This window comes from Nocardia sp. NPDC051981, from assembly GCF_040680715.1.
In the GTDB taxonomy this organism is placed as follows: domain Bacteria; phylum Actinomycetota; class Actinomycetes; order Mycobacteriales; family Mycobacteriaceae; genus Nocardia.
The window spans coordinates 291328-310564 of the sequence record NZ_JBFAXK010000007.1; the positions used below are offsets into that span (position 1 = coordinate 291328).

Below are 19237 nucleotides of genomic sequence, written 5' to 3' on the forward strand. Positions count from 1 at the left end.
GGCAGGGACGAACGGACGACAAGTGAGCGACGGGACAATCGTGGCCGAAGAGACTGCCGCCACCGGCCAGAGGCCGGAGGACGCCGCCACACCGCCGGTGGCGGGCGCGCAGTCGGCAGGGCCGGGAAATGACGAGGGGAACCCGCCGGCGTCGAAGGCGGGCCGCAACCTGCCGGCGGCGCTGGCGGTCGGATTCGGGCTGGGGTTGTCCCTCATCGCGATTCTGCTGTGGGCGCCCAAGGTGCTGATCGGCGTGATCGCGGTGGCGATCGCGGTGGCGACCTGGGAGGTGGCCAAGCGGCTGCGCGAGGCCGATGTGCTGGTGCCCCGGATTCCGCTGCTGGTCGGCGGGCAGGCGGTGGTGTGGCTGGCCTGGCCGTCCGGGCCGCAGGGGGTGCTGGGCGCCTTCGGCGCGACCGCGCTGACGATCATGGTGTGGCGGCTGTTCGACCACGGCCTGCGGGCCACACCGCGAAACTACCTGCGCGACACCGCCATCGCGGTGTTCGTGCTGGCCTGGATTCCGCTGCTGGCGGCCTTCGCGGTACTGATGCTGCAGGAGGACAAGGGCAACCTGCGGGTGCTCACCTTCATGATCCTGGTGGTCTGCTCGGACGTGGGCGGCTATGTGGCCGGCGTGCTGTTCGGCAAGCACCCGATGGTGCCGCACATCAGCCCGAAGAAGTCCTGGGAGGGCTTCGGCGGATCGCTGGTGTTCTGCGTGATCGGCGGCCTGCTCACGGTGACGCTGCTGCTGCAGGCGAACTCGATGATCGGCGTGCTGCTCGGCGTGGGCCTGGTGCTGGTGGCGACCAGCGGGGACCTGATCGAATCGCAGGTCAAGCGGGAGCTCGGGATCAAGGACATGGGCACGCTGCTGCCCGGCCACGGCGGGATCATGGATCGCCTGGATTCCATGCTGCCGTCGGCCTTCGTGGCCTGGCTGGTACTCACCGCGCTGCTCTGACACGTTGAAACGGTTGCCGCTCAGAATGTTTCGGTGGTTCAACGCAGGGGCGCTGACGCGGCAGCGGTGACAGGGGGGCGACCATGGGCGAGATCAAGCAGATCGAACTGCCCGACGGCACGATCATCCATGCCCGGGTCGTCTCCGATGAGGACGAGCAGGCCGGTGGTGACGCCGGCCTCGGCGACTATAGGACACCCTGGAGGCCTACGCGGCCGCCCCCGGCCCCGACCATCCGGAATCGCGGGCGGCCGCCGCCCGGATGCGGGGCACCTGCGACGTGGAGCCGCCGCCCATGTGATCGCGCTGACTGTGAGGAACGCGATTCCCCCGGGCGGCGTCGGCCCGCCGGGGGATGGGACACTGGAACGGTTATGACTACCCCCTTGCCCCTCGTTTTCGACGCCCCTCGTCGCGGTATGCCGCCGCGGCATCTCGCCGACCTCGATTCGCAGGAGCGCAAGACGGTGGTCGAGGAGCTCGGCCTGCCGAAGTTCCGCGCCGATCAGATCGCGCGCCAGTACTACGGACGGCTGGTCGCCGACCCGGCCCTGATGACCGATCTGCCGGAGGCCATGCGGGCCACCGTCGCCGAGGCGCTGTTCCCGCCGCTGCTCACCGAGGTCCGGCACATCGAATGTGACGACGGGACCACCCGCAAATCCCTGTGGCGGGCGAACGACGGCACGCTGCTCGAGTCGGTGCTGATGCGCTATCCCGACCGCAACACCCTGTGCATCTCGTCGCAGGCAGGTTGCGGCATGGCCTGCCCCTTCTGCGCCACCGGCCAGGGCGGCCTGAACCGCAACCTGTCCACCGCGGAAATCGTCGACCAGGTCCGCGCCGCCGCGGCGGCCCTGCGCGACGGCGAGGTGGCCGGCGGCCCCGGCCGCCTGTCCAACATCGTGTTCATGGGCATGGGCGAGCCGCTGGCCAACTACAAGCGCGTGGTCAACGCGGTCCGCCGCATCACCTCTCCCGCCCCCGACGGCCTCGGCATCTCCCAGCGCAATGTGGTGGTCTCCACCGTGGGTCTGGCTCCCGCCATCCGCAAGCTCGCCGACGAGGATCTCTCGGTGACCTTGGCTGTTTCGCTGCACACTCCCGACGATGAACTCCGAGACACCTTGGTGCCGGTCAACAATCGTTGGCCGGTTGCCGAAGTTCTCGATGCCGCACGGTATTACGCCGATAAGTCGGGTCGCCGGGTGTCGATCGAGTATGCGTTGATCCGCGACGTCAACGACCAGCCCTGGCGTGCCGACATGCTCGGTAAAAAGCTGCACAAGGCATTGGGCTCCCGTGTGCACGTGAACCTGATCCCGCTGAACCCGACTCCGGGGAGCAAGTGGGATGCGAGCCCCAAACCTGTTGAGCGGGAATTCGTTCGGCGAGTGGAGGCTCAGGGCGTGCCGTGCACGGTACGCGATACCCGCGGCCAGGAAATCGCCGCGGCGTGCGGCCAGCTCGCGGCCGAGGCATAGCGTTTCGGTTATCGGCGCGCAGAAAGCGTGACCGATACGGGAGTTCTGCACGGACGCTTGTACTTCCACTTCGGTGACGAATCCGACTTCCGTGCCGTGCCATCAGAGTCCGCGGTATACGAGGAGCGGCTCCGAGCGAATATCAGTATCACGAGTTCGTCGCTGTCGACCGACCGCTGACCGAGCGCCGGCTGGCGCAGGTGCGCGAGCTGACGACCGGGAACGAGCTGGTGGCCGCAGGATGGTTTCGGCGGTGCAGGGGGTCGTCACATCGAATCCGAGAATGCGTCCGGTGGTACCCGAGCGCCGGTCTCGGGGGTCGTGCCGGTCCAGTGGGCGGTCTCCTGTTCGGCCCACTGGGCCCAGCGGAGCAGGAGCTCGTTCTGTTCGCGCAGGAAGCGAGCGCTCAACGCGATGACCGGGAGCCGGTCGGGGTAGGGGCCGCCGGTCTGCTCGAATTCGGCCATCCGGTCGGCGACGGCGGCCATCCGGGACTCGGCCTCGACCCTGATCCGGGCTATGTTGGCGCGGAGCTGGTCGATGTCGCCATGGTCGGCAAACGCCACCTTGAGCAGGCCCTCGAACTCCAGGACCGGACCGGCCCCGGGCACGTCCAGCCACTCCCGCAGCGTCTGCCGACCTGCCTCGGTGATCTCGTACACCGTGCTCCTGCGGCGGCCGGTGAACTCGGCGCGGCTCACCGCCAGGCCGTGCTCCACCAGCTTCTTGGGCTCGTCGTAGAGGACGCTGCCCGCGCGTGGCCACATCGCGCGCAGGCTCCGGTCCATCTGCTGTTTGAGTTCGTAAGTCGTCCACGGACGGACGGCCAGCAGGGACAGGATCGCATACGAAGTGGTAGTCAGCGCCATACCTTGTCACAATACTCCGTTCCGGAGTATTCTAATGCTCCGTTTCGGAGTATTGGAGTGAGTCTTGTCCCCTCAGATCACCGGCATATCCCACCTGTCGTTGTCGGTCAGCAACCGCGACGCCAGCGTCGCCTGGTACGGCGACCTCCTCGGGTTCCAGCCGATCACCACGCTCGACTGCGACGACTTCCTGGAGACCATCTGCATGGACTCCAAGGGCACCATCCTCGCGTTCCAGCAGCACCTCGAGGGCGGCTCGGATTACCACCCGAGTCAAAAGGGGCTGGATCACCTGGCGTTCGGGGTGGACAGCACGGCTGCGCTGGAGGAGTGGTCCACGTTCCTGGACGAACGTGGCGTCACCTGGTCGCCGGTGGCAGACACGCCGTTCGGCAAGGTTCTGTGCTTCCGCGACCCCGACGGACTGCAGCTCGAGCTGTTTGCCGTGGCTGGGACCTAACCTTTCGTAGGCTGTCGAACAACGCCGGGGAGCAAGTGGGCTGCGAGTCCGAAACCTGTTGAGCGGGAGTTCGTTTTGTCGATCGTGCGCCCGGGTAGGCGGTAAATCGCCCGGGTCTCGGCAGTGGAATCGCCGCGCGCTCGGCGGCATTGTCCGTCCTGCCAGGCCGGGACCCCGAGAGACAACAGGCATAGTGGCAGCCCTGCACGGGTATTCCGCCTGCTGTCTCCGCGGGGACGCGTTGCTCGGTTCGAGGCGGCTGTTCGAGTGCTATCGGTCGGCTCGTCGTGTCGGCAGGGTCAACGGCGCCGCCGAGGTGACAGTGCGTGTGCCGGTGGGTGTTTCGAGGGTGATCGGATCACCGGCGGTCACTTCGACAGTGGAGATTTCGGGTTGGATCCGCAGGGTGAGGGTGCTGCCTCGGATGGAGAGGTGCCTGATGGTGAGACCGTCCGGGAATCCGCTGGGCAGCATGGGGTCCAGGCGTGGGCCGGTGTCGGTCCAGCGTAATCCGGAGGGGGCGTACAGCATTGCTTGCAGGAATCCCGCTGCGCCGGTGACGAAGACCCACGCGGGTTGTCCGATGGTGTTGGCGCCGGAGCGGTCCCCGCGCGCCTCGGATTGGAAGTAGTAGGGCTCGCGGACATACGGCTGGACAGACCGGTCGAGGAATTCCTGAGTGCGGCCCGGATCAAATTGTGCGGCGATGATGGCTCCGATGCTGTTGCTCATGTTCGGGCCGTCGGGATCGGTGCGGTCGAAGTAATAGCGGTAGGTGTCGACCGCCGAGTATCCCGGTGCGGTGTAGGAGAACGGGTAGCTCAGCAGCACGGTGTCGGCTTGTTTGATCGGTGTGCCTTGATATCCGAGGTATTCCGCGGGAACGCCGGGAGCGATGTCGGGAGGCATGGCCATGTTCGCTGCGATGTCGGCCCAGCGCGGGTCCACGGGAAGCCCGGACAGTTGTGCGGCAGCAGCGGCAGTACGCATGGTGTTGACCACACCGGCGTTCGTGACGGCATTGTCGATGGAGACGGCGACATACTCGTCGGGCCCGCCGACCGGTGCGTAATGGTAGCGACCGTCGGGCAGTTTCGGGCCGACGCGCACGGTGAGGTAGTCGGCGATCGCGGTGATCACCGGCGCGCCACCGGTGCACAGCCATGCCAGATCCGCGGTGGCCAGGTAGTACTGCCATTGGGCGAGCACGATGTCGTTGGCCAGATGTTCTTCGCTCAGCCCGCACACCACCGGGCTCCCGCAGCGCTGTGCGGGACCATCGTTCCACGGATACACCGCACCGGGCAGCCCGTACGCGTGTGCGTTGGCGCGGGCCTGCGGTAGCGCGGCGACCCGGAAGTCGACAATGGTGCGCGCCAACGCCGGGTAGAGCGCAAGCAGCATGGGAAAGACGAAGGTGTCGGCGTCCCAGAAGGTCATGCCCGCGTAATCGGTGGAGGACAGGCCCGCCGGTTGCACCGACCAGTGTTGGCCTTCGCGCACGCTGGACAACACCGAGTACAGCGAGGCCCGGAGCCACAAGCGGTAATCCTCGCGTCCGGGAACCTCGATCGCGGGCTGCCACAGGGTGTTCCATGCGGCGACATGATCGGCGTGCTCGGTCGCGTAGCCGCGTTCGAGGCCGCGCTGGGATGCCGCGGTGGCGATCGCCCGAGGGTCGGGGCCGTCGTCGGAGGAGGCGATGCCGACGTACTTGGTGAAGGTGTAGGGGTGACCGGCGGTCATCGAGGCGGTGAACCCCAGTCCGGCGGTGTTGGCCGCCGCCGGGATCGAGGTGGCAATCAGGTTGTCGGGGGTGTCGATAGTGGAGACCAGATAGGCTGTGCTGTCGGTGTTTTCGGCGCGCACGCCAACGGTGCTCTGTTTGCTCGCGGCGTCGCTCGAGGCCGTGACCGGGGTGACTCGGCGGGCTGCGGCGCCGTCGATGAGATCGGTGATGTCGAGCCGCCCGGAGTAGTGCGGGGTGACGGTGAGCTGTTGAATCGCCAGGTTCGGTTCGGACCGGGAGATGAAGGTCTCGAACTCCAGATCCACGTGGTGCTCGGGGCTCGGCGACCAGGTCGCCTTGGTGGTGGCGGTCGCGTCGCGGTAGTTCAGACGCTGACTATAGGTGCCGACCGTCGCCGGATCGACATCTGCTCGATAGGTATTCCCGTCGGCGGCCACGGTCAGCCCCGACCACGCCGGCAGCGCCGCCAATGCCTGGGTGGCTTGCAAGGAGGGGGCATCCGCGTAGAACCCGGCCAGATAGGTGCCCGTGTAGCGCGGCTCCTGCAATGGATACGAGGTGACGACTCCCTCGCCGTAGCCTTGGTACCCGGCCCCGCTGGGTGGGATCATCGCACCGATGCGGCCGTTGCCCAGAAACGGCGCCGCACGGAAATCGTTCGGAGAGAATACCTCCGCCATCGCCGACCACCCCTCGGAACCATCGGCCGTTTCGGCGCACACTCGCCCGGAGAGCATCGTCGAGGCGAGTGCCGCACACATGAGCGCGGCTGTCGCGGCCCGGCCCGGCCGCATACGCCCCCGCCGGGCCGAGGCAGACCGAGCCGTCGGCACTGTCTTCACGCTCACGGCCATGAACCATCCTTGTCTCGGGATTGTTTCGTGAACCTTGTGTCCAGCGGGAGTGCCGAAACCCTGCGATTCCCGAGAGGACCAGCGACGCGACCACCATACCCAGCGGTCGGACGGTAGCGGCGCTGCGGCGCACCATCCCGCGTTCGCATGGAAGCGACAGTTCGGTCCGCTCCGACTGTGCTACCGGATAGTGCTGTCGCAGATCTGATCTCGCCGAGTACGGAGCTCGTGCAAACGAGGATCCGGCGGACGGGCTGGCGCGGTGCGGAATTGGGGGCGGAGAACTGAAGTCGACCTGCGGTGTCCAGTTGCGCCCCGAGCGGACTTCTTCCGGCCGCGCTGAACCACCGAGGGGTGCGAAGTCGCCGAACCGCCGCGGCGCCGCATGGACCGTCCGCACCATTGACGACCATGACAACGAAGCGGAATCGAAATGCCTCGGCGGCAACGCCCTTGAAGCGCGCGGCCGCGGCCGCGCGGTTGAACATCGCGGTCGGGGACCTGCCGGAACTGGGCTGCGGCTGGACCGTCGGGGAGGTGCTGCGGCTGCGGCGGGAACGGCCCGACTGGCTGATCGATGCGCGACGCAGATTCACGCGGGCGGAGATCGGCGCGCGGTGGCGGTGATCGGCTTATGCTCGGGGTGACTGGCTCGTTCTCGTATCGGGGTCGCTGTGCCGCATGTCGATCCGTTTTCCACGCGCCGCGAAGAGACTCTCGGGTTCGCGGCGGAGCTGGCGGCTGCCGGGTTCGGGGAGCCGGTCGAGGTGGGGCGCGGGGGATTCGGCGTGGTGTACCGCTGTTTTCAGCACGCGCTGGGGCGAACCGTGGCCATCAAGGTACTGACCACGGATCTGGAATCCGACAGTCTGGAACGGTTTGTGCGCGAGCAGCTCGCCATGGGGAAACTGTCGGGGCATCCGAATATCGTGACGGTGTTCGAGGTCGGGTCCACCGACACCGGGCGGCCCTACATCGTGATGCCGTTCCACGCGCACGGGTCGCTCGATACCCGCATACAGCAGGGCGGTCCGGTCGAATGGCCGGAGGTGCTGCATCTCGGGGTGCGGCTGTCGGGGGCGTTGGAGACGGCGCATCGGCGGGGACTGCTGCACCGGGATGTGAAGCCCGGGAACATTCTGCTCACCGAGTACGGGGAGCCGCAGCTCGCCGATTTCGGAATCGCGCGGCTGACAGGCGGATTCGAGACCGCGGCGGGCACGATCACCGGGTCGCCCGCCTACACCGCGCCGGAGGTGCTGCAGGGGCAGACCCCGGATGTCACCGCCGACGTCTACAGCCTGGCGGCGACCCTGTTCTGCGCGGCCACCGGGCACGCGGTGTTCGAACGGCGCAGCGGGGAACAGCTGGTCGCACAGTTCGTGCGGATCACCAGGCATCCGATGCCGGACCTGACCGGGGAGGGCCTGCCCGCCGACCTCACCGGGGCGATCGAGGCGGCCATGTCGCGCGAGCGCTCCCAACGCCCCGGCTCCGCCGCCGAATTCGGTGCGGCGCTGCGGGATATCCAGCAACGGCACGGGCTGCCACCTGACGACATACCGATTCCGGCGCCCGCCGCGGAACCGCCACCGCCGACGGACCGGGCCCGGACCGTCGGTCGCACCACCCCGCCCCAGGCCGGGCGCCGGCGCTCCCGCATCACCACCGCCACGCCGCCGGTCCCGGCCACCCGGCTGCGCCCGCCCACGCTCACCCGGGTCCTGGTGGACCGCCCGCGCCTGCTCGACGCGCTGCGCTCGGGCAGCGACCGCCGGCTCGCGGTCGTCCACGGCCCCACCGGTTTCGGCAAGACCACCCTCGCCGCGCAATGGTGTGCGGCGGTCGCCGCCGCCGGCGGCTCGGTGGCCTGGCTGACCGTCGACAACGACGACGACAATGTGGTGTGGTTCCTCTCCCACCTGATCGAAGCGGTGCGCGCGGTCCGGCCCGCCCTGGCGCGCGAACTGAGCGAACTGCTCGAGGAACACGGCGACGAGGCCGGGCGCTTCGTACTGACCTCGCTCATCAACGACATCGACCAGCGCGGCGAGCCGCTCACCGTGGTCATCGACGACTGGCATCGTGTGAGCGACCCGAATACCCAGGCCGCGCTGCGCTTCCTGATCGAGAGCTGCAGTCCGGTGCTGTGCATGCTGGTGACCAGCCGCCACCAGACCGGGCTGCCCATGAGCTCCATGCGCGCCCGCGACGAGCTGGTGGAAATCGACACCGCCGCATTGCGATTCTCCGCCGGCGAGGCCTATGCCCTGCTGGTCGAGCTGGGCGGGCTGGAACTCGACCGCGATGACGTGGCGGACCTCACCGAATCCACCGGCGGCTGGGTCGCGGCACTGCAACTGGCGGCGCTGTCGCTGCGCGGCAGTGACGATCCCGGGCAGCTGATCGGGCAGCTCACCGGGCGTCACCACGCCATCGGCGAATTCCTCGCCGAGAACGTGCTGGAGGCCCTCGAACCCGGCGTGCTCGACTTCATGGTGGCGACCTCGGTCACCGAACGCACCTGCGGCGAGCTGGCCGCCGCGCTCACCGGCGTGCCCGACGGGCAGGCCCTGCTGGAACGGATCGAGCAGCAGGACCTATTCCTGCGCCGGGTCGACGGCGGCCCGTGGTTCCGCTACCACCAGCTGTTCCAGGACTTCCTACGGCAGCGGCTCGAACACGATCGGCCCGCGGAGATCGACCGCCTGCATCGTGCGGCCTCGGAATGGTTCGCCGGGCACCGGCACGTGAGCGAGGCGGTCGACCACGCCCTGCTGACCGGTGACGAGCAGCGCGCGGTCGAAATCGTGGAGCGCGACGGCATGTCGCTGCTCGAATACGGCCAGATGGCCAGCCTCATCGGCCTGGTGAACAAGCTGCCGCCGGCCGTCATCGAATCCCATCCGCGGCTGCAACTGGATCTGGCGTGGGCGAACATCCTGCTGCACCGGGCCGGTCCGGCCGAACGCGCGCTGTCCCTGGCGGAACAGACGCTCGAGCGCGGCGGTCTCGACCCGCGGACCACGACCCGGCTGCGCTCCGAAGCGGGTGTGGTGCACGCGGTGGTGACGGTCCGCGCGGATGTGCTGACCGGCGTGGAGGATTGGCTCGCACCGTGTTTCGCGATGGCCGACGAACTCTCACCGTATGTGGTGGCCATCGGCGCCAACTGCGCGAGTTTCGCCGCGGGTTACCGCTACGACTTCGAGGAGGCGATCCGCATCCAGGAGTGGTCGGCCCCGTACATGCGCCGGAACAAGGGCTACTACAACAATGTTCACGGCCTGTGCTTTCTGGGTCTGGCCGCCAGCCTGCAACTCGACATCCCGCGCGCCGAGGAGTACTTCCGCAGCGCCCTGAAGATCGCCAAGCAATCCGGCGGCAGCCACTCCTACGGAGCCCGCCTGGCCGGATCGCTGCTCGGTGAACTGCTCTACGAGCGTGGCGAGGTCGCCGAGGCGGAGCGCCTGCTCGACGAGGGCTACAAACTCGGCGCCGACGCCGGTGTCGTCGACTTCAAACTGGCCCGCTACGTGGTCGGCGCCCGGGTGAAGGCGCTGCGCGGCGACCGCGCCGCCGCCATCCGCCGCCTGAACGAGGGTGCGCGCGTGGCCGATTCGATGTCGCTTCCCCGGCTGCGCGCCGAGGTCGAGAACGAGCGGCTGCGCCTGGGCCTGCCGCCGCACCCCGACTTCGGCCCGCTCGCGGTGGTCGACCACGCCCACCGCCGCACCCCGATCGACCCCATCGACGAATTCACCGTCCTGTACGAGGAATTCACCGCCATCCGCCTGCTGCTGGCCGAATCCGCCACCGAGTCCCGGGAACTGGCCCGCGCCTGGGCCCAGGAATGGGTCGACGAGCTCGAAGCCGTCCGCCGCCCCCGCGAACTCCTGAAGGCCCGCCGCCTGCTGGTCGCGTGCCTCGCCGCCACCGGCCGCACCGACGCCGCCAAGACCCTGCTCGCCACCGTCACCGCCCAGTGCGCCGAACACGGCTCGGTGCGCTACATCCTCGACGGCGGCCCGCACGTCGTCGCCACCCTCGCCGCCCTCGCCGCCGACCAGGCCGCGGGCCGCTGGCGCCCCGACTGGCCCGAGGTCCCACCCGCCTTCCTCCGCGCCCTGACGGAAGCCGATGCCGCCCAGACGATCTAGAGTGAACCCGCCGGATGTGGAGCTAGGCAGGGATTTACGGGTGTGACTGAACCTCTACACGAGGCCCACGAGCGGGCCAGCTGGGCCGAGTTGTTCTTCGATCTGGTGCTGGTGTTCGCGGTGACGCAGGCCGCGCACGTGGCGGTGACGGGGCAGAGCTGGGGCGCGGTCGGGCAGACGGTGCTGCTGCTGGGCATCATGTGGTGGTCGTGGGTGGGGACCACGCTGGCCGTGCACGGGGTGGAGGATTCCAACCAGCAGCGGCTATTCCTGTTCGCCTGCGGATTGTGCATGTTCGTCATCGCGATCACCGCGCCACACGCGTTCACCGGGCACGCGCAACCGCTGCTGCTGGCCGGCGCGCACCTGGCACTGCGGCTGCTGCTGTGGGGCGAGATGCAGCACAAGCGGGCATTCTCGTCGGCGGGGACCTTCGGGAACTGGCTCAATCCGTTCACGGTGACCCTGGCGGCGGCGGTGCTCCTGGTGGCGGCCGCACTCGCGCCCGCGGGCGGAATGCGCAACGGGCTCTGGATCATCGCGGTGGCGCTGGCCTTCGGCGGTCCGGCGCTGCTGGCGCGCCGCCTGGAGAAGGTCCAGTTCGGTGCGACCCATCTGCCCGAACGCTTCGCCACCTTCGTCATCATCGCGCTCGGCGAGACCGTCGCCTCGGTGGGTTCCCAAGCGGCGGAAGCACACCTGGGTGTGGCGGCCTGGATCGCGGTGGTGCTGATCTTCGTGCTCGGCTGCGGCCTGTGGTGGCTGTACTTCGCCTACGGCTTCGCCGCGGTCGAGCATTCGCTGCGCACCAACCAGGTGCGCGGCACGGTCGTGCGGGATGTGCTCAGCTACGGGCACCTGCTGCTGGTGATCGGCCTGGTGCTGGTGGCGGTGGGCGCGCGGACCATGGTCGAGCATCCGACCGCGGTGGCGCATGGCGTGACCGGATATCTGCTGCCGCTGGGCGCCACCCTCTACGTGACCACCTTCCTGTTCACCCGCTGGCGCATGTTCGGCGCGGCCACCCTCGGCCGGTTCGTCACCGCGCTGGCGCTGGCGGTCCTGACCGCCGCCGCGCCGCTGCTGCCGCAGATCGCGACGCTGGCCGCGGCGACCGCGATCCTGGCCGGCCTCAACGCCTTCGAGTACTGGTTGGTGTCGACGGGACGGCCGCTGCTGCTCATGCGCCGCTCCCGGGCGAGCTAGCCGACCGGCACGATGGTGGCGTCGATGGTGTGGATGAGACCGTCACTGATCGCGAAGGTTTCGGTGATGTCCACCGTCACCAGCCGCACCCCCGCGACGCCGGAATCCAGCAGATACCGTGCCGTCACCACACCGTCCGCCTCGGTCAGGCGCAGATTGTAGAAGCGCTGCACGAGCGAATACTGCGGCCCGTGCTCGAGGTCGTAGGTGAGCTGCGACCCCGAGAAGCCGGTCTGCAGGCCCGCTTCGACCCGCGTCGCGTCCGGCGCGAACGGCACCGCCGACGCGTCGTGGCTGATCAGCGCGTCGAGATAGGCGAGCGCGATGGCGGTGTCGCGGGTGTGCATGGGTGCCGCGCCCGCGCTTGCGGAGGCGACACCGAACGCGACCGCCGCGCTCGCCGTCAACACTGCAACATGTCTCATTTTCATCCGCTGATGCTGGCTCGAGAGGCGATGCCGCGCAAGCGTTTCCAGCCTTCTGTCAGGCGCTCTCCCAGGCCCGGCCGGACGGGTTCCGCGCCGAGCCAGTCGGCAATATCGCTGATCACCGCCGGATCGACATGCTGCGGTCGCAGGTAGCCGCTGTGTGTGGATGGTCCGGTACCGGAGCAGAGCATGTGGTCGACCGGCTGAATCAGCCTCCGACCGCGGCGAGCCGGCGGAGCAGGTAGGCGCGCTCGGCCTCGTTCGCGGTGAGATCGAGCGCGGCCCGATATTCGCGTGCCGCGGCATCATTGCGGCCCGAGCGGCGCAGCAGATCGGCGCGCGGCGGCGACCAGGCGGGCCGGGTCGGAGCCGGGTGCGGCGGCCACCGTGTCGAGTAATTCGAGCCCGGCGTCGGGGCCGGAGCGCATGCCGACGGCAATGGCGCGATTCAAAGCGACCGTGGGGGAGGGATTCGGAGCATCAGCGCGTCGTACAGCTCGGCTGCGGAGGATCCGGTGAGCCGAGTGCGCTGATTCGCGCCGGCCATGGCCGGTCACCGGCCTGTCCGAGTGCTCACACTGTGCTGCTATTGCAGTTTTTGCGCAATAACTTGGAGGGGTGGCTTCCGAAGAGCAGACCGAACTCGACTACCGATTCACCCTCGCGAACGAACGCACCTTCCTGGCCTGGATCCGCACCGCGCTGGGCCTGCTCGCGGGCGGTGTCGCCGTCCACACGCTGGTCGAAGGCTTCCATATCCACGGCGTGCGCGCGGCCATCGCCATGTCGGCCATCGTGCTGGCGGTGGTGCTCGCGGTCGGGGCGTACGCGCAGTGGCGCAAGGTGGAACGGGCCATGCGGGCGGGCGAACGGCTGCCGGGCAATGCGCTGATCCCGGTACTCGCGGCCGGTGTCGCGCTGATCTCCGCGATCGCCGTGGTCGGCGTGCTCAGCCTGTGAGCACGCCGGCGATCGCCCGCGATCCCGGACTGGCGACCGAGCGCACCGCGCTGGCCTGGCGGCGCACCGCCATCTCCGCCATCGCCAATGCCGCACTGTTCACGAAGGTGGCCGCCGAGGGCGGGATCGACTGGCGGCCGACCGGCCTGCTGCCGTTGAGCGCGGCCGTGGTCATGATGCTGGTGGCGGCAATCGCCATGGCGCGCAGCCGAAGTCTGCACCGCGGCGCGCATCGCGGCACCGGACCGCTGCTGCTCCTGGTGCTCGCGGGTGTGGCGGCGGTGGGGCTCGCCGCGATGGCGATGGTCCTCGCGCACTGGGCCTGACGGGATTCCGCCCGCCGCATGGTATCCATCCTGCTCACCGGCCCGGAATGTGCGAATCGCGGGTGGGGGACGCGGCCGCCGACCTCCCGGCTCGATAGCGTGATGATTGCTAATCTGGCGCCATGAGTGCTGGTCAGCGGCTGGACGGATCTCGGTCCACCGGATCCCGATGAGGGTCCGGGGCGGCCGCGACGCCATCGAGGCGGGCACCGCGTTCCTGGCGGCGCTCGTCGCCGGGCTGGCGCTCATGCTGCCCATTGACTTCGCGTGGACCTCCCGCAGTTCGGCGCTGCATCTTGATCTGCTGGTCTTCAGTCTGCCGCAGGCGATTGCCGCGGGGGCGCTGGTCGCGATCGTGACCGCCGTGCTGTCGACCGCGCTGGGCGGGCAGAGCCTGCGCTGGGGTGTGGCGCTGGGCGGGGCGGCGCTGCTGTTCGTCAATCACCTGCTGGGGGGCCACGCCGTGCTCGGCACCTCGCTGGCCACCCTGAACTTCCTGGATTCCATTGCCGGCGGGCTCATTCTCGGCGGTTCGGGGGCCGGGGTGCTGTCCCGCTCCCGCGTCGAATCCCGGTATACCTGGGCGGCGTCGGCGTGGCTGCTGGGCGCGCTCGGCAGCGTGGTCGCCCAGGATCTCCTCCCGGAATCCAAGTCCAAGGTGGTCGATCCGCACTTCCCGCAGAATTGGCCCGCGCTCGGCGCGCCCCCGCTGTGGCTGATCGCGCTGGCCCTGCTCGTCATCGGACTCCGGTTCCTGCGCGAGCCGGGCGCGCATCCGGTGGAAGCACATTCGATCCAGCTGCCCATCGTCCCGATCATCGCGGGCGCCTTCATGATCGGCGTCGACCTGGTCGGGTCCGGTGTGCTGGCCCGCCACGGCGACAGCCCGCTCGTGATCGCGGTGACGTGCGCGGCCACGGCGGCCGGGGCCCTGCTCACCGCGCTCATGCTGCCCAAGCGGGACGGCGTCCAGGTGTTGCTCGCGGTGGCGCTGGCCGGGACGGGCAGCGCCGTCCTCGTGACCAGCATTCCGGGATGGTCGATCTGGGGTCTCCTGGTGCTGGTCGCCGGCGGGCTGGTGGTGGGTATCCGCTGGCCCGGTGCGCGGGCCGCCGCGGTCGGCATCATCGGCCTGTCCGTCTACGCGGTGCTGACGGTCGTGGCCGGGCATCCCGTCGTCCTCACCGTGCTCGGGCACGCGCTGCTCGCCCTGCTGGCGGGTTACTGCTTCGGCGCGGTCACCCCGCGCTACGGCTCCACCCGGGTGCTCGGCATCGCCCTGATCTACGTGCCCTCACCGGTGCTCGCGCTGCGCGACTATGCCCGGCGTGGGCACTGCCTGCTGATCGATCCCGGAAAGCCTTGCACCATAGCCGATTTCACCTCGTACGCACCGGGCTGCGCGGCCCTCGCGATCGCGGTGGGCTGTGCGCTGGGCCTGTGGGCGCTGCTGCGGCGACGGCCCGAACAGGCTCGGATGGCGGCGTCCGCGAGCTGAGCGTCCCGAGCACCCGGGTCGAGCGGCCTGGGTACCGTGGCGGACATGAATTCGCTGTTGCACCGGATATTGGATATCGCGCCGATCTGGGTGTACCTGGTCGTCACCCTGCTGGTGTTCGCCGAGGACGCGATCTTCGTCGGCTTCGTGATCCCCGGTGAGACGGCGGCGGTGCTCGGCGGTGTGGCCGCCAGCCAGGGCCATGTGCTGTTGTGGCTGATGATCCTGCTGGTGGTGGCTGCCGCCATCCTCGGCGACAGCGTCGGCTACGAGATCGGCAAGCACGTGGGTCCGCGGCTGCTGCAGGCCTCGATCCTGGACCGGCATCGCGGCCGCCTCGACCGCGCCCAGGACTATCTGGCCCGGCGCGGCGGCTGGGCGGTGTTCCTCGGCCGGTTCACCGCGTTCTTCCGGGCCATGATGCCCGCGCTGGCGGGCACCTCGCGCATGCCCTATCCGCGCTTCCTGCTGTTCAATGCCGCCGGCGGAATCGTCTGGGGCACCACGTTCGTGGTGCTCGGCTTCGTGGCCGGGCAGTCCTACGAGGCGGTGGCCAAGACGGTCGGCCGGGACCTGGCCATCGGTGTCGTCGTCATCGTCGTACTCGCGCTGATCGTGTGGAAGCTGCGCGAACGTCGCCGTGAGCGGGCCTTCGAGACCGAGTACGAGGCGACCCACCAGGGTCTGATGACGCCCGAAACCGATTGAGCCCAACCGGTTTCGGGCGTCGCCCGGCTCAGACCGCAGCCAGTTCGCGCTGCGGCTGTCGTAGGCCTGCCGCTGACCCGTCGCCGCGGCGGCGGAACTCTGGCCACCGCCGGGCGCGCCTACATCGAATACGCGGAGCGGGAGCGCGGCCTGTTCCATCGACCATGCCGTCGCCACCGTGCTGCGCGGCTTCGCCACTGGTCCGCGTGCCGAGCCGTATCGCTCGACCGACCCGCACATCGCGCTGCCCGCCTGATTCCGACGACTCGCCGCGCGAATTGTCCTGTGTTCACCGCCATGTCGCGAGTCCGTAAGCTTGCGGCGTTTTGATGACCGCGCAAACGGACTCACGGTGACAAGGTTTTCTCGATGCTGAATCCCCTCGGCACGGTGCCCCGCACGGGCATTCCGGCACAGCTCGCCGCACAGATGACGATGGACGAGCAATACGACTGGCACCGTTCGTATTTGAAACGGCATCGCGTGAGCCGGCGCACCTTCCTGCGAGGCAGCGCGGCCATCGCCGCCGGACTCGGCTCCGCCTTCGGCGGCCGCGGCGTCGCCTACGCCGACGACGCCCCGCTGACCGTCGGCGGCCGCCGCGTCGGGTACGGCACGGACGCGGCCAGCCAGCTGCGCTTCTCCGCCCAGCTGTCGCGAAACCCGGGCTCCACCAAGGTCTTCCTCGACCACGGCCCGACCCCCGCGCTCGGCGGCACCCTCGAGGCCGAGGTCCGCAACCTGGTCACCCAGCTCCCGCGCACCGACGGGGGAGTGTTGTCGGCCGAACAGTTCTACGTCCACGCCCCCGTCGACGGACTGCCCGGCCGCCTGCCGCACTTCTACCGCTGGCGCACCGCCGACGGCTACAGCAGCGACGTGCTCTCCGCGAACACCGCCATGCCGAGCTCACGCGCCGCACTGCTGCCGTTCCGCTTCACCATGATGGGCGACCAGGGCGTCGACGACACCCCGGCACTGCCCGCGGGCGCCTACCGCAACAAGTACGGCGAGGGCGACGCCCCCAGCTCCCGCAATGCCGAGAACATCCAGCGCCAGATCGTCGCCAGCAACCCGGAATTCCACATTCTGGCCGGCGACATCTGCTACGCCGACACCTCCCACGGCGGCGGCCCGGACTGGTTCGTGCCCAACGGCAAGGCCGACACCGACGCCATCGACGCCTACAACCCGTTCGTGTGGGACACCTACCTGCAGGCCATCGAGAGCAGCGCGGGCCATGTGCCCTGGATGTTCGCCACCGGCAACCACGACATGGAAGCCGTCTACGGCAATCACGGCTACGGCGGCCTGATGGCGCGCATGGACTTTCCGGACAACGGGCCCGCGGGCTGCCCGTCGGTGTACTCGTTCACCTACGGCAATGTGGCGGTGCTGTCGCTGGACGCCAACGAGGTGAGCTGGCAGGTCCGCGCCAACCTCGGCTATTCCGGTGGCGCACAGACCAGTTGGGTGGAATCCAGCCTGGCCGGCTACCGCGCGAACCCGAGCATCGACTTCATCGTCTGCTTCTTCCACGAGTGCGCCTACGCCACCGGCATCGGCGGCGCCAGCGACGGCGGCGTGCGCGGGGCCTGGGCCGACCTGTTCGACAAGTACCGGGTCGATCTGGTGCTGCAGGGCCACAATCACAACTTCGAGCGCACCGACCCGATGCGCGGCGGGCAGCCGACGAAGGCCGCGCCCGACAACTCGATCGTCTACCCCGACACCGACGGCACCGTCTACTACGTGGTCGGCGGAGGCGGCGCGGCGCACGGCACCTTCGCCGCGGGCGACACCTACCGCGGCAACGAGCAGCCCGACACCTTCGTGCCGGAGAGCACCCTGTGGGGCTCCGACGGCAAGGAGGGCAAGGAGGCCGTCGCCTGGTCGCGGGTGCGGTTCAGCCGCTACTCGTTCATTCGCGTGGATGTGCGGCCCGGCGTGTTCTCCAGCGAGATGGACGTGGTCGCGGTCGACGAGCATGGGCGCGAATTCGACACCGTGACCTACCGCCGCCTGGTCTCACGCTAGCCGCGCACCGCCTTCCCGGGAGCCGTGCCGTCCCCCGCGGCGGCACGGCGCATACTGGGTCCCGTGTTACAGACCCGAACACCGCTGCAGTTGAGCAGTGTGGTGATCTCCTGGCGGTGGGACACCTCGACCGTGCTGGTCATCGCGCTCCTGGGGCTCGCGTACGCGGCCTGCTTCCTCAAGGGAAGACAGCGCGGCGAACAGCTTCCGGTGAGCCGGGCCCTCTACTTCGGGCTGGCCGGGCTGGGAGTGTGGCTGTACACCGGCGTCGGCATGATCGGCGTCTACTCCGACACCCTGTTCTGGGTGCGCGCGCTACAGGTGCTCCTGCTGCTCTACCTGGTGCCCTTCGCGCTCGCGGCCGGTGCGCCGTTCACCGTGCTGCGCGCGGCACTGGGCCCGGCGGGCCGGAAACGCCTGGACGCCATGCTCTCCGGCAGTGTCGCCCGGCTGCTCACCCACCCGGCCACCGCCTCGATGCTGATCCTGCTGCTGCCCTGGGCGTTGTTCCTCTCGCCCTGGTACGAGTCGGTGCTGCGGCACGGGGGCGTCGACGCGGTCACCCGAATCATCGTGGTGGCCATCGGGTTCCTGTACTTCTATTCGCGCCTGCAGATCGATCCGGTGCCCAAGCACTTCACGCAGGGGCTGTCGCTGCTCATCACCATCGCGGAGTCCCTGGCCGACGGCATCCTCGGCATCGTGCTGTGGCTGGGGCCGCTGGTCGCCGCCGGCTACTACGGTTCGCTCGGCCGCACCTGGGGTCCGGACGCGCGCCTGGACCAGACCATCGGCGCGGGCATCCTGTGGCTGCTCGGCGATTTCCTCGGGCTGATCTACTCGCTGGTCGTCATGCGGGCTTTCGCCGCCGACGAGAAGCGCCGGGCCCGGGAGATCGATGCCGAGCTGGATGCCGCCGAGGCGGCGCGGACGCGGCGGAAGGCGGTGTCGCGCACCGCGACCCGGGACGGGGAGGCCGACGACGAGCCGGTGTCCACCGGACTGTGGTGGGAGAACGACCCGCAGCTGCGCGAGCGCTTCCGCCGCTGATCCACTGAAAAGTGATCTGGCTCACCATGTTTGGGAGTCAGTGACATCGGCTATCGATACACGCTCTTGGCTATCGCTCAGCGCCGGCTGCCCGCTGAGCTACACCCTCGCCGACCTCGAGTACTCGATCGACGTGGCCGTCGACGGCCTGAGCGGTGCTGACCCCAGCAAGGATCCGGCCTCGGTCGGCTCGCGAAGAAAGGCCCGCCTCGACCGCTCTGGAAGGGGGTGTGAGGCGGGCCTCTTTATGTGCCGAAAGGTTGCCTGGGTCACTCGCAACGGGTTCAGCGAACGCCGTCTTTACGCAAAACATACTTTAAGGAGTGTCTTCGCTACGGTTTGGCAACAAGTAGGCAACATTTGCTGACTTATCTTGATTCGGGTGCTCGATGAGGACCTCGCTCCCAGGAGGGAAGCGCCCGATCAAGAAAGCGACGAGAAGTATGCGTTACACGAAGTTTGCCGCGACCTCGGCCCTGG

Annotated in this window: 16 protein-coding genes; 12 read left to right on the forward strand and 4 right to left on the reverse strand. The window is 68.9% G+C overall.

Features of this window, described 5'->3' with window-relative positions; all coding sequences use genetic code 11:
- The first annotated feature begins 97 nt into the window (after window positions 1-97).
- The gene (locus AB0L60_RS16610; protein ID WP_364614009.1) at window positions 98-967 is read left to right on the forward strand and encodes a phosphatidate cytidylyltransferase; all 870 of its coding nucleotides are present in this window, start codon (window positions 98-100) and stop codon (window positions 965-967) included.
- A 374-nt stretch (window positions 968-1341) separates the two neighbouring features.
- Window positions 1342-2451, forward strand: a complete 1110-nt coding sequence (rlmN, locus tag AB0L60_RS16615) for a 23S rRNA (adenine(2503)-C(2))-methyltransferase RlmN (RefSeq protein WP_364613925.1) — start codon at window positions 1342-1344, stop codon at window positions 2449-2451.
- 266 nt (window positions 2452-2717) lie between these two features.
- Here rlmN and AB0L60_RS16620 read toward each other — a convergent pair whose 3' ends face one another.
- On the reverse strand, window positions 2718-3320 hold the full coding sequence (locus tag AB0L60_RS16620; protein WP_364613928.1) for a PadR family transcriptional regulator: 603 nt from the start codon (window positions 3318-3320) through the stop codon (window positions 2718-2720).
- A gap of 64 nt (window positions 3321-3384) precedes the next feature.
- Here AB0L60_RS16620 and AB0L60_RS16625 point away from each other — a divergent pair, with 64 nt between their 5' ends.
- On the forward strand, window positions 3385-3780 hold the full coding sequence (locus tag AB0L60_RS16625; protein WP_364613931.1) for a VOC family protein: 396 nt from the start codon (window positions 3385-3387) through the stop codon (window positions 3778-3780).
- Between the two features lie 270 nt (window positions 3781-4050).
- Here the strand turns inward: AB0L60_RS16625 and AB0L60_RS16630 are convergent, their stop codons facing one another.
- A complete protein-coding gene (locus AB0L60_RS16630) occupies window positions 4051-6210 on the reverse strand; it encodes a glycosyl hydrolase family 65 protein (RefSeq protein WP_364613934.1) in 2160 nt (719 codons plus the stop codon).
- 585 nt (window positions 6211-6795) lie between these two features.
- On the opposite strand from AB0L60_RS16630, the gene AB0L60_RS16635 reads away from it, so the two are divergent.
- From AB0L60_RS16635 to AB0L60_RS16645, 3 genes are read left to right on the forward strand one after another with little or no spacing between them, the layout of a single operon-like run.
- Window positions 6796-7011 (forward strand): hypothetical protein, encoded by a 216-nt coding sequence (locus AB0L60_RS16635; RefSeq protein ID WP_364613937.1) that lies wholly within the window; start codon window positions 6796-6798, stop codon window positions 7009-7011.
- A gap of 47 nt (window positions 7012-7058) precedes the next feature.
- Window positions 7059-10544 (forward strand): protein kinase, encoded by a 3486-nt coding sequence (locus AB0L60_RS16640; RefSeq protein WP_364613940.1) that lies wholly within the window; start codon window positions 7059-7061, stop codon window positions 10542-10544.
- 42 nt (window positions 10545-10586) lie between these two features.
- Window positions 10587-11750, forward strand: coding sequence for a low temperature requirement protein A (locus AB0L60_RS16645; RefSeq protein WP_364613943.1), 1164 nt, complete (start codon window positions 10587-10589; stop codon window positions 11748-11750).
- Here AB0L60_RS16645 and AB0L60_RS16650 read toward each other — a convergent pair.
- Both AB0L60_RS16650 and AB0L60_RS16655 read right to left on the reverse strand, forming a co-directional pair.
- Entirely contained in the window at window positions 11747-12175 is a 429-nt protein-coding gene (locus tag AB0L60_RS16650) for a hypothetical protein (protein ID WP_364613946.1), read from the reverse strand. The genes AB0L60_RS16645 and AB0L60_RS16650 overlap by 4 nt on opposite strands.
- A 211-nt stretch (window positions 12176-12386) precedes the next feature.
- The gene (locus AB0L60_RS16655) at window positions 12387-12617 is read right to left on the reverse strand and encodes a hypothetical protein (RefSeq protein ID WP_364613949.1); all 231 of its coding nucleotides are present in this window, start codon (window positions 12615-12617) and stop codon (window positions 12387-12389) included.
- Between the two features lie 179 nt (window positions 12618-12796).
- On the opposite strand from AB0L60_RS16655, the gene AB0L60_RS16660 reads away from it, so the two are divergent.
- The 6 genes from AB0L60_RS16660 to AB0L60_RS16685 all read left to right on the forward strand — a co-directional run bounded on the left by AB0L60_RS16660 (window position 12797) and on the right by AB0L60_RS16685 (window position 18757).
- Window positions 12797-13138 carry a DUF202 domain-containing protein gene (locus AB0L60_RS16660; RefSeq protein ID WP_364613952.1) on the forward strand — a complete coding sequence of 114 codons (342 nt, stop codon included), beginning with the start codon at window positions 12797-12799 and terminating at the stop codon, window positions 13136-13138.
- Window positions 13135-13464 carry a DUF202 domain-containing protein gene (locus AB0L60_RS16665; RefSeq protein ID WP_364613954.1) on the forward strand — a complete coding sequence of 110 codons (330 nt, stop codon included), beginning with the start codon at window positions 13135-13137 and terminating at the stop codon, window positions 13462-13464. Before AB0L60_RS16660 ends, AB0L60_RS16665 begins: the two co-directional genes overlap by 4 nt.
- 169 nt (window positions 13465-13633) lie before the next feature.
- On the forward strand, window positions 13634-14962 hold the full coding sequence (locus AB0L60_RS16670; protein WP_364613957.1) for a hypothetical protein: 1329 nt from the start codon (window positions 13634-13636) through the stop codon (window positions 14960-14962).
- Window positions 14963-15007: 45 nt separating this feature from the next.
- Entirely contained in the window at window positions 15008-15670 is a 663-nt protein-coding gene (locus tag AB0L60_RS16675) for a DedA family protein (protein WP_364613960.1), read from the forward strand.
- Between the two features lie 369 nt (window positions 15671-16039).
- On the forward strand, window positions 16040-17707 hold the full coding sequence (locus AB0L60_RS16680; protein WP_364613963.1) for a metallophosphoesterase: 1668 nt from the start codon (window positions 16040-16042) through the stop codon (window positions 17705-17707).
- Between the two features lie 63 nt (window positions 17708-17770).
- Entirely contained in the window at window positions 17771-18757 is a 987-nt protein-coding gene (locus tag AB0L60_RS16685; RefSeq protein ID WP_364613966.1) for a cytochrome c oxidase assembly protein, read from the forward strand.
- The last annotated feature ends 480 nt before the right edge of the window (window positions 18758-19237 follow it).

What these genes read in the sequence shown, in the direction of transcription:
- AB0L60_RS16635 (WP_364613937.1), top strand. Translation starts at nt 6,796, where the DNA reads ATGACAACGAAGCGGAATCGAAATGCCTCGGCGGCAACGCCCTTGAAG.
- AB0L60_RS16650 (WP_364613946.1), bottom strand. Translation starts at nt 12,175, where the DNA reads ATGAGACATGTTGCAGTGTTGACGGCGAGCGCGGCGGTCGCGTTCGGT.
- rlmN (WP_364613925.1), top strand. Translation starts at nt 1,342, where the DNA reads ATGACTACCCCCTTGCCCCTCGTTTTCGACGCCCCTCGTCGCGGTATG.
- AB0L60_RS16675 (WP_364613960.1), top strand. Translation starts at nt 15,008, where the DNA reads ATGAATTCGCTGTTGCACCGGATATTGGATATCGCGCCGATCTGGGTG.
- AB0L60_RS16620 (WP_364613928.1), bottom strand. Translation starts at nt 3,320, where the DNA reads ATGGCGCTGACTACCACTTCGTATGCGATCCTGTCCCTGCTGGCCGTC.
- AB0L60_RS16670 (WP_364613957.1), top strand. Translation starts at nt 13,634, where the DNA reads ATGAGGGTCCGGGGCGGCCGCGACGCCATCGAGGCGGGCACCGCGTTC.
- AB0L60_RS16680 (WP_364613963.1), top strand. Translation starts at nt 16,040, where the DNA reads ATGCTGAATCCCCTCGGCACGGTGCCCCGCACGGGCATTCCGGCACAG.
- AB0L60_RS16630 (WP_364613934.1), bottom strand. Translation starts at nt 6,210, where the DNA reads ATGGCGGAGGTATTCTCTCCGAACGATTTCCGTGCGGCGCCGTTTCTG.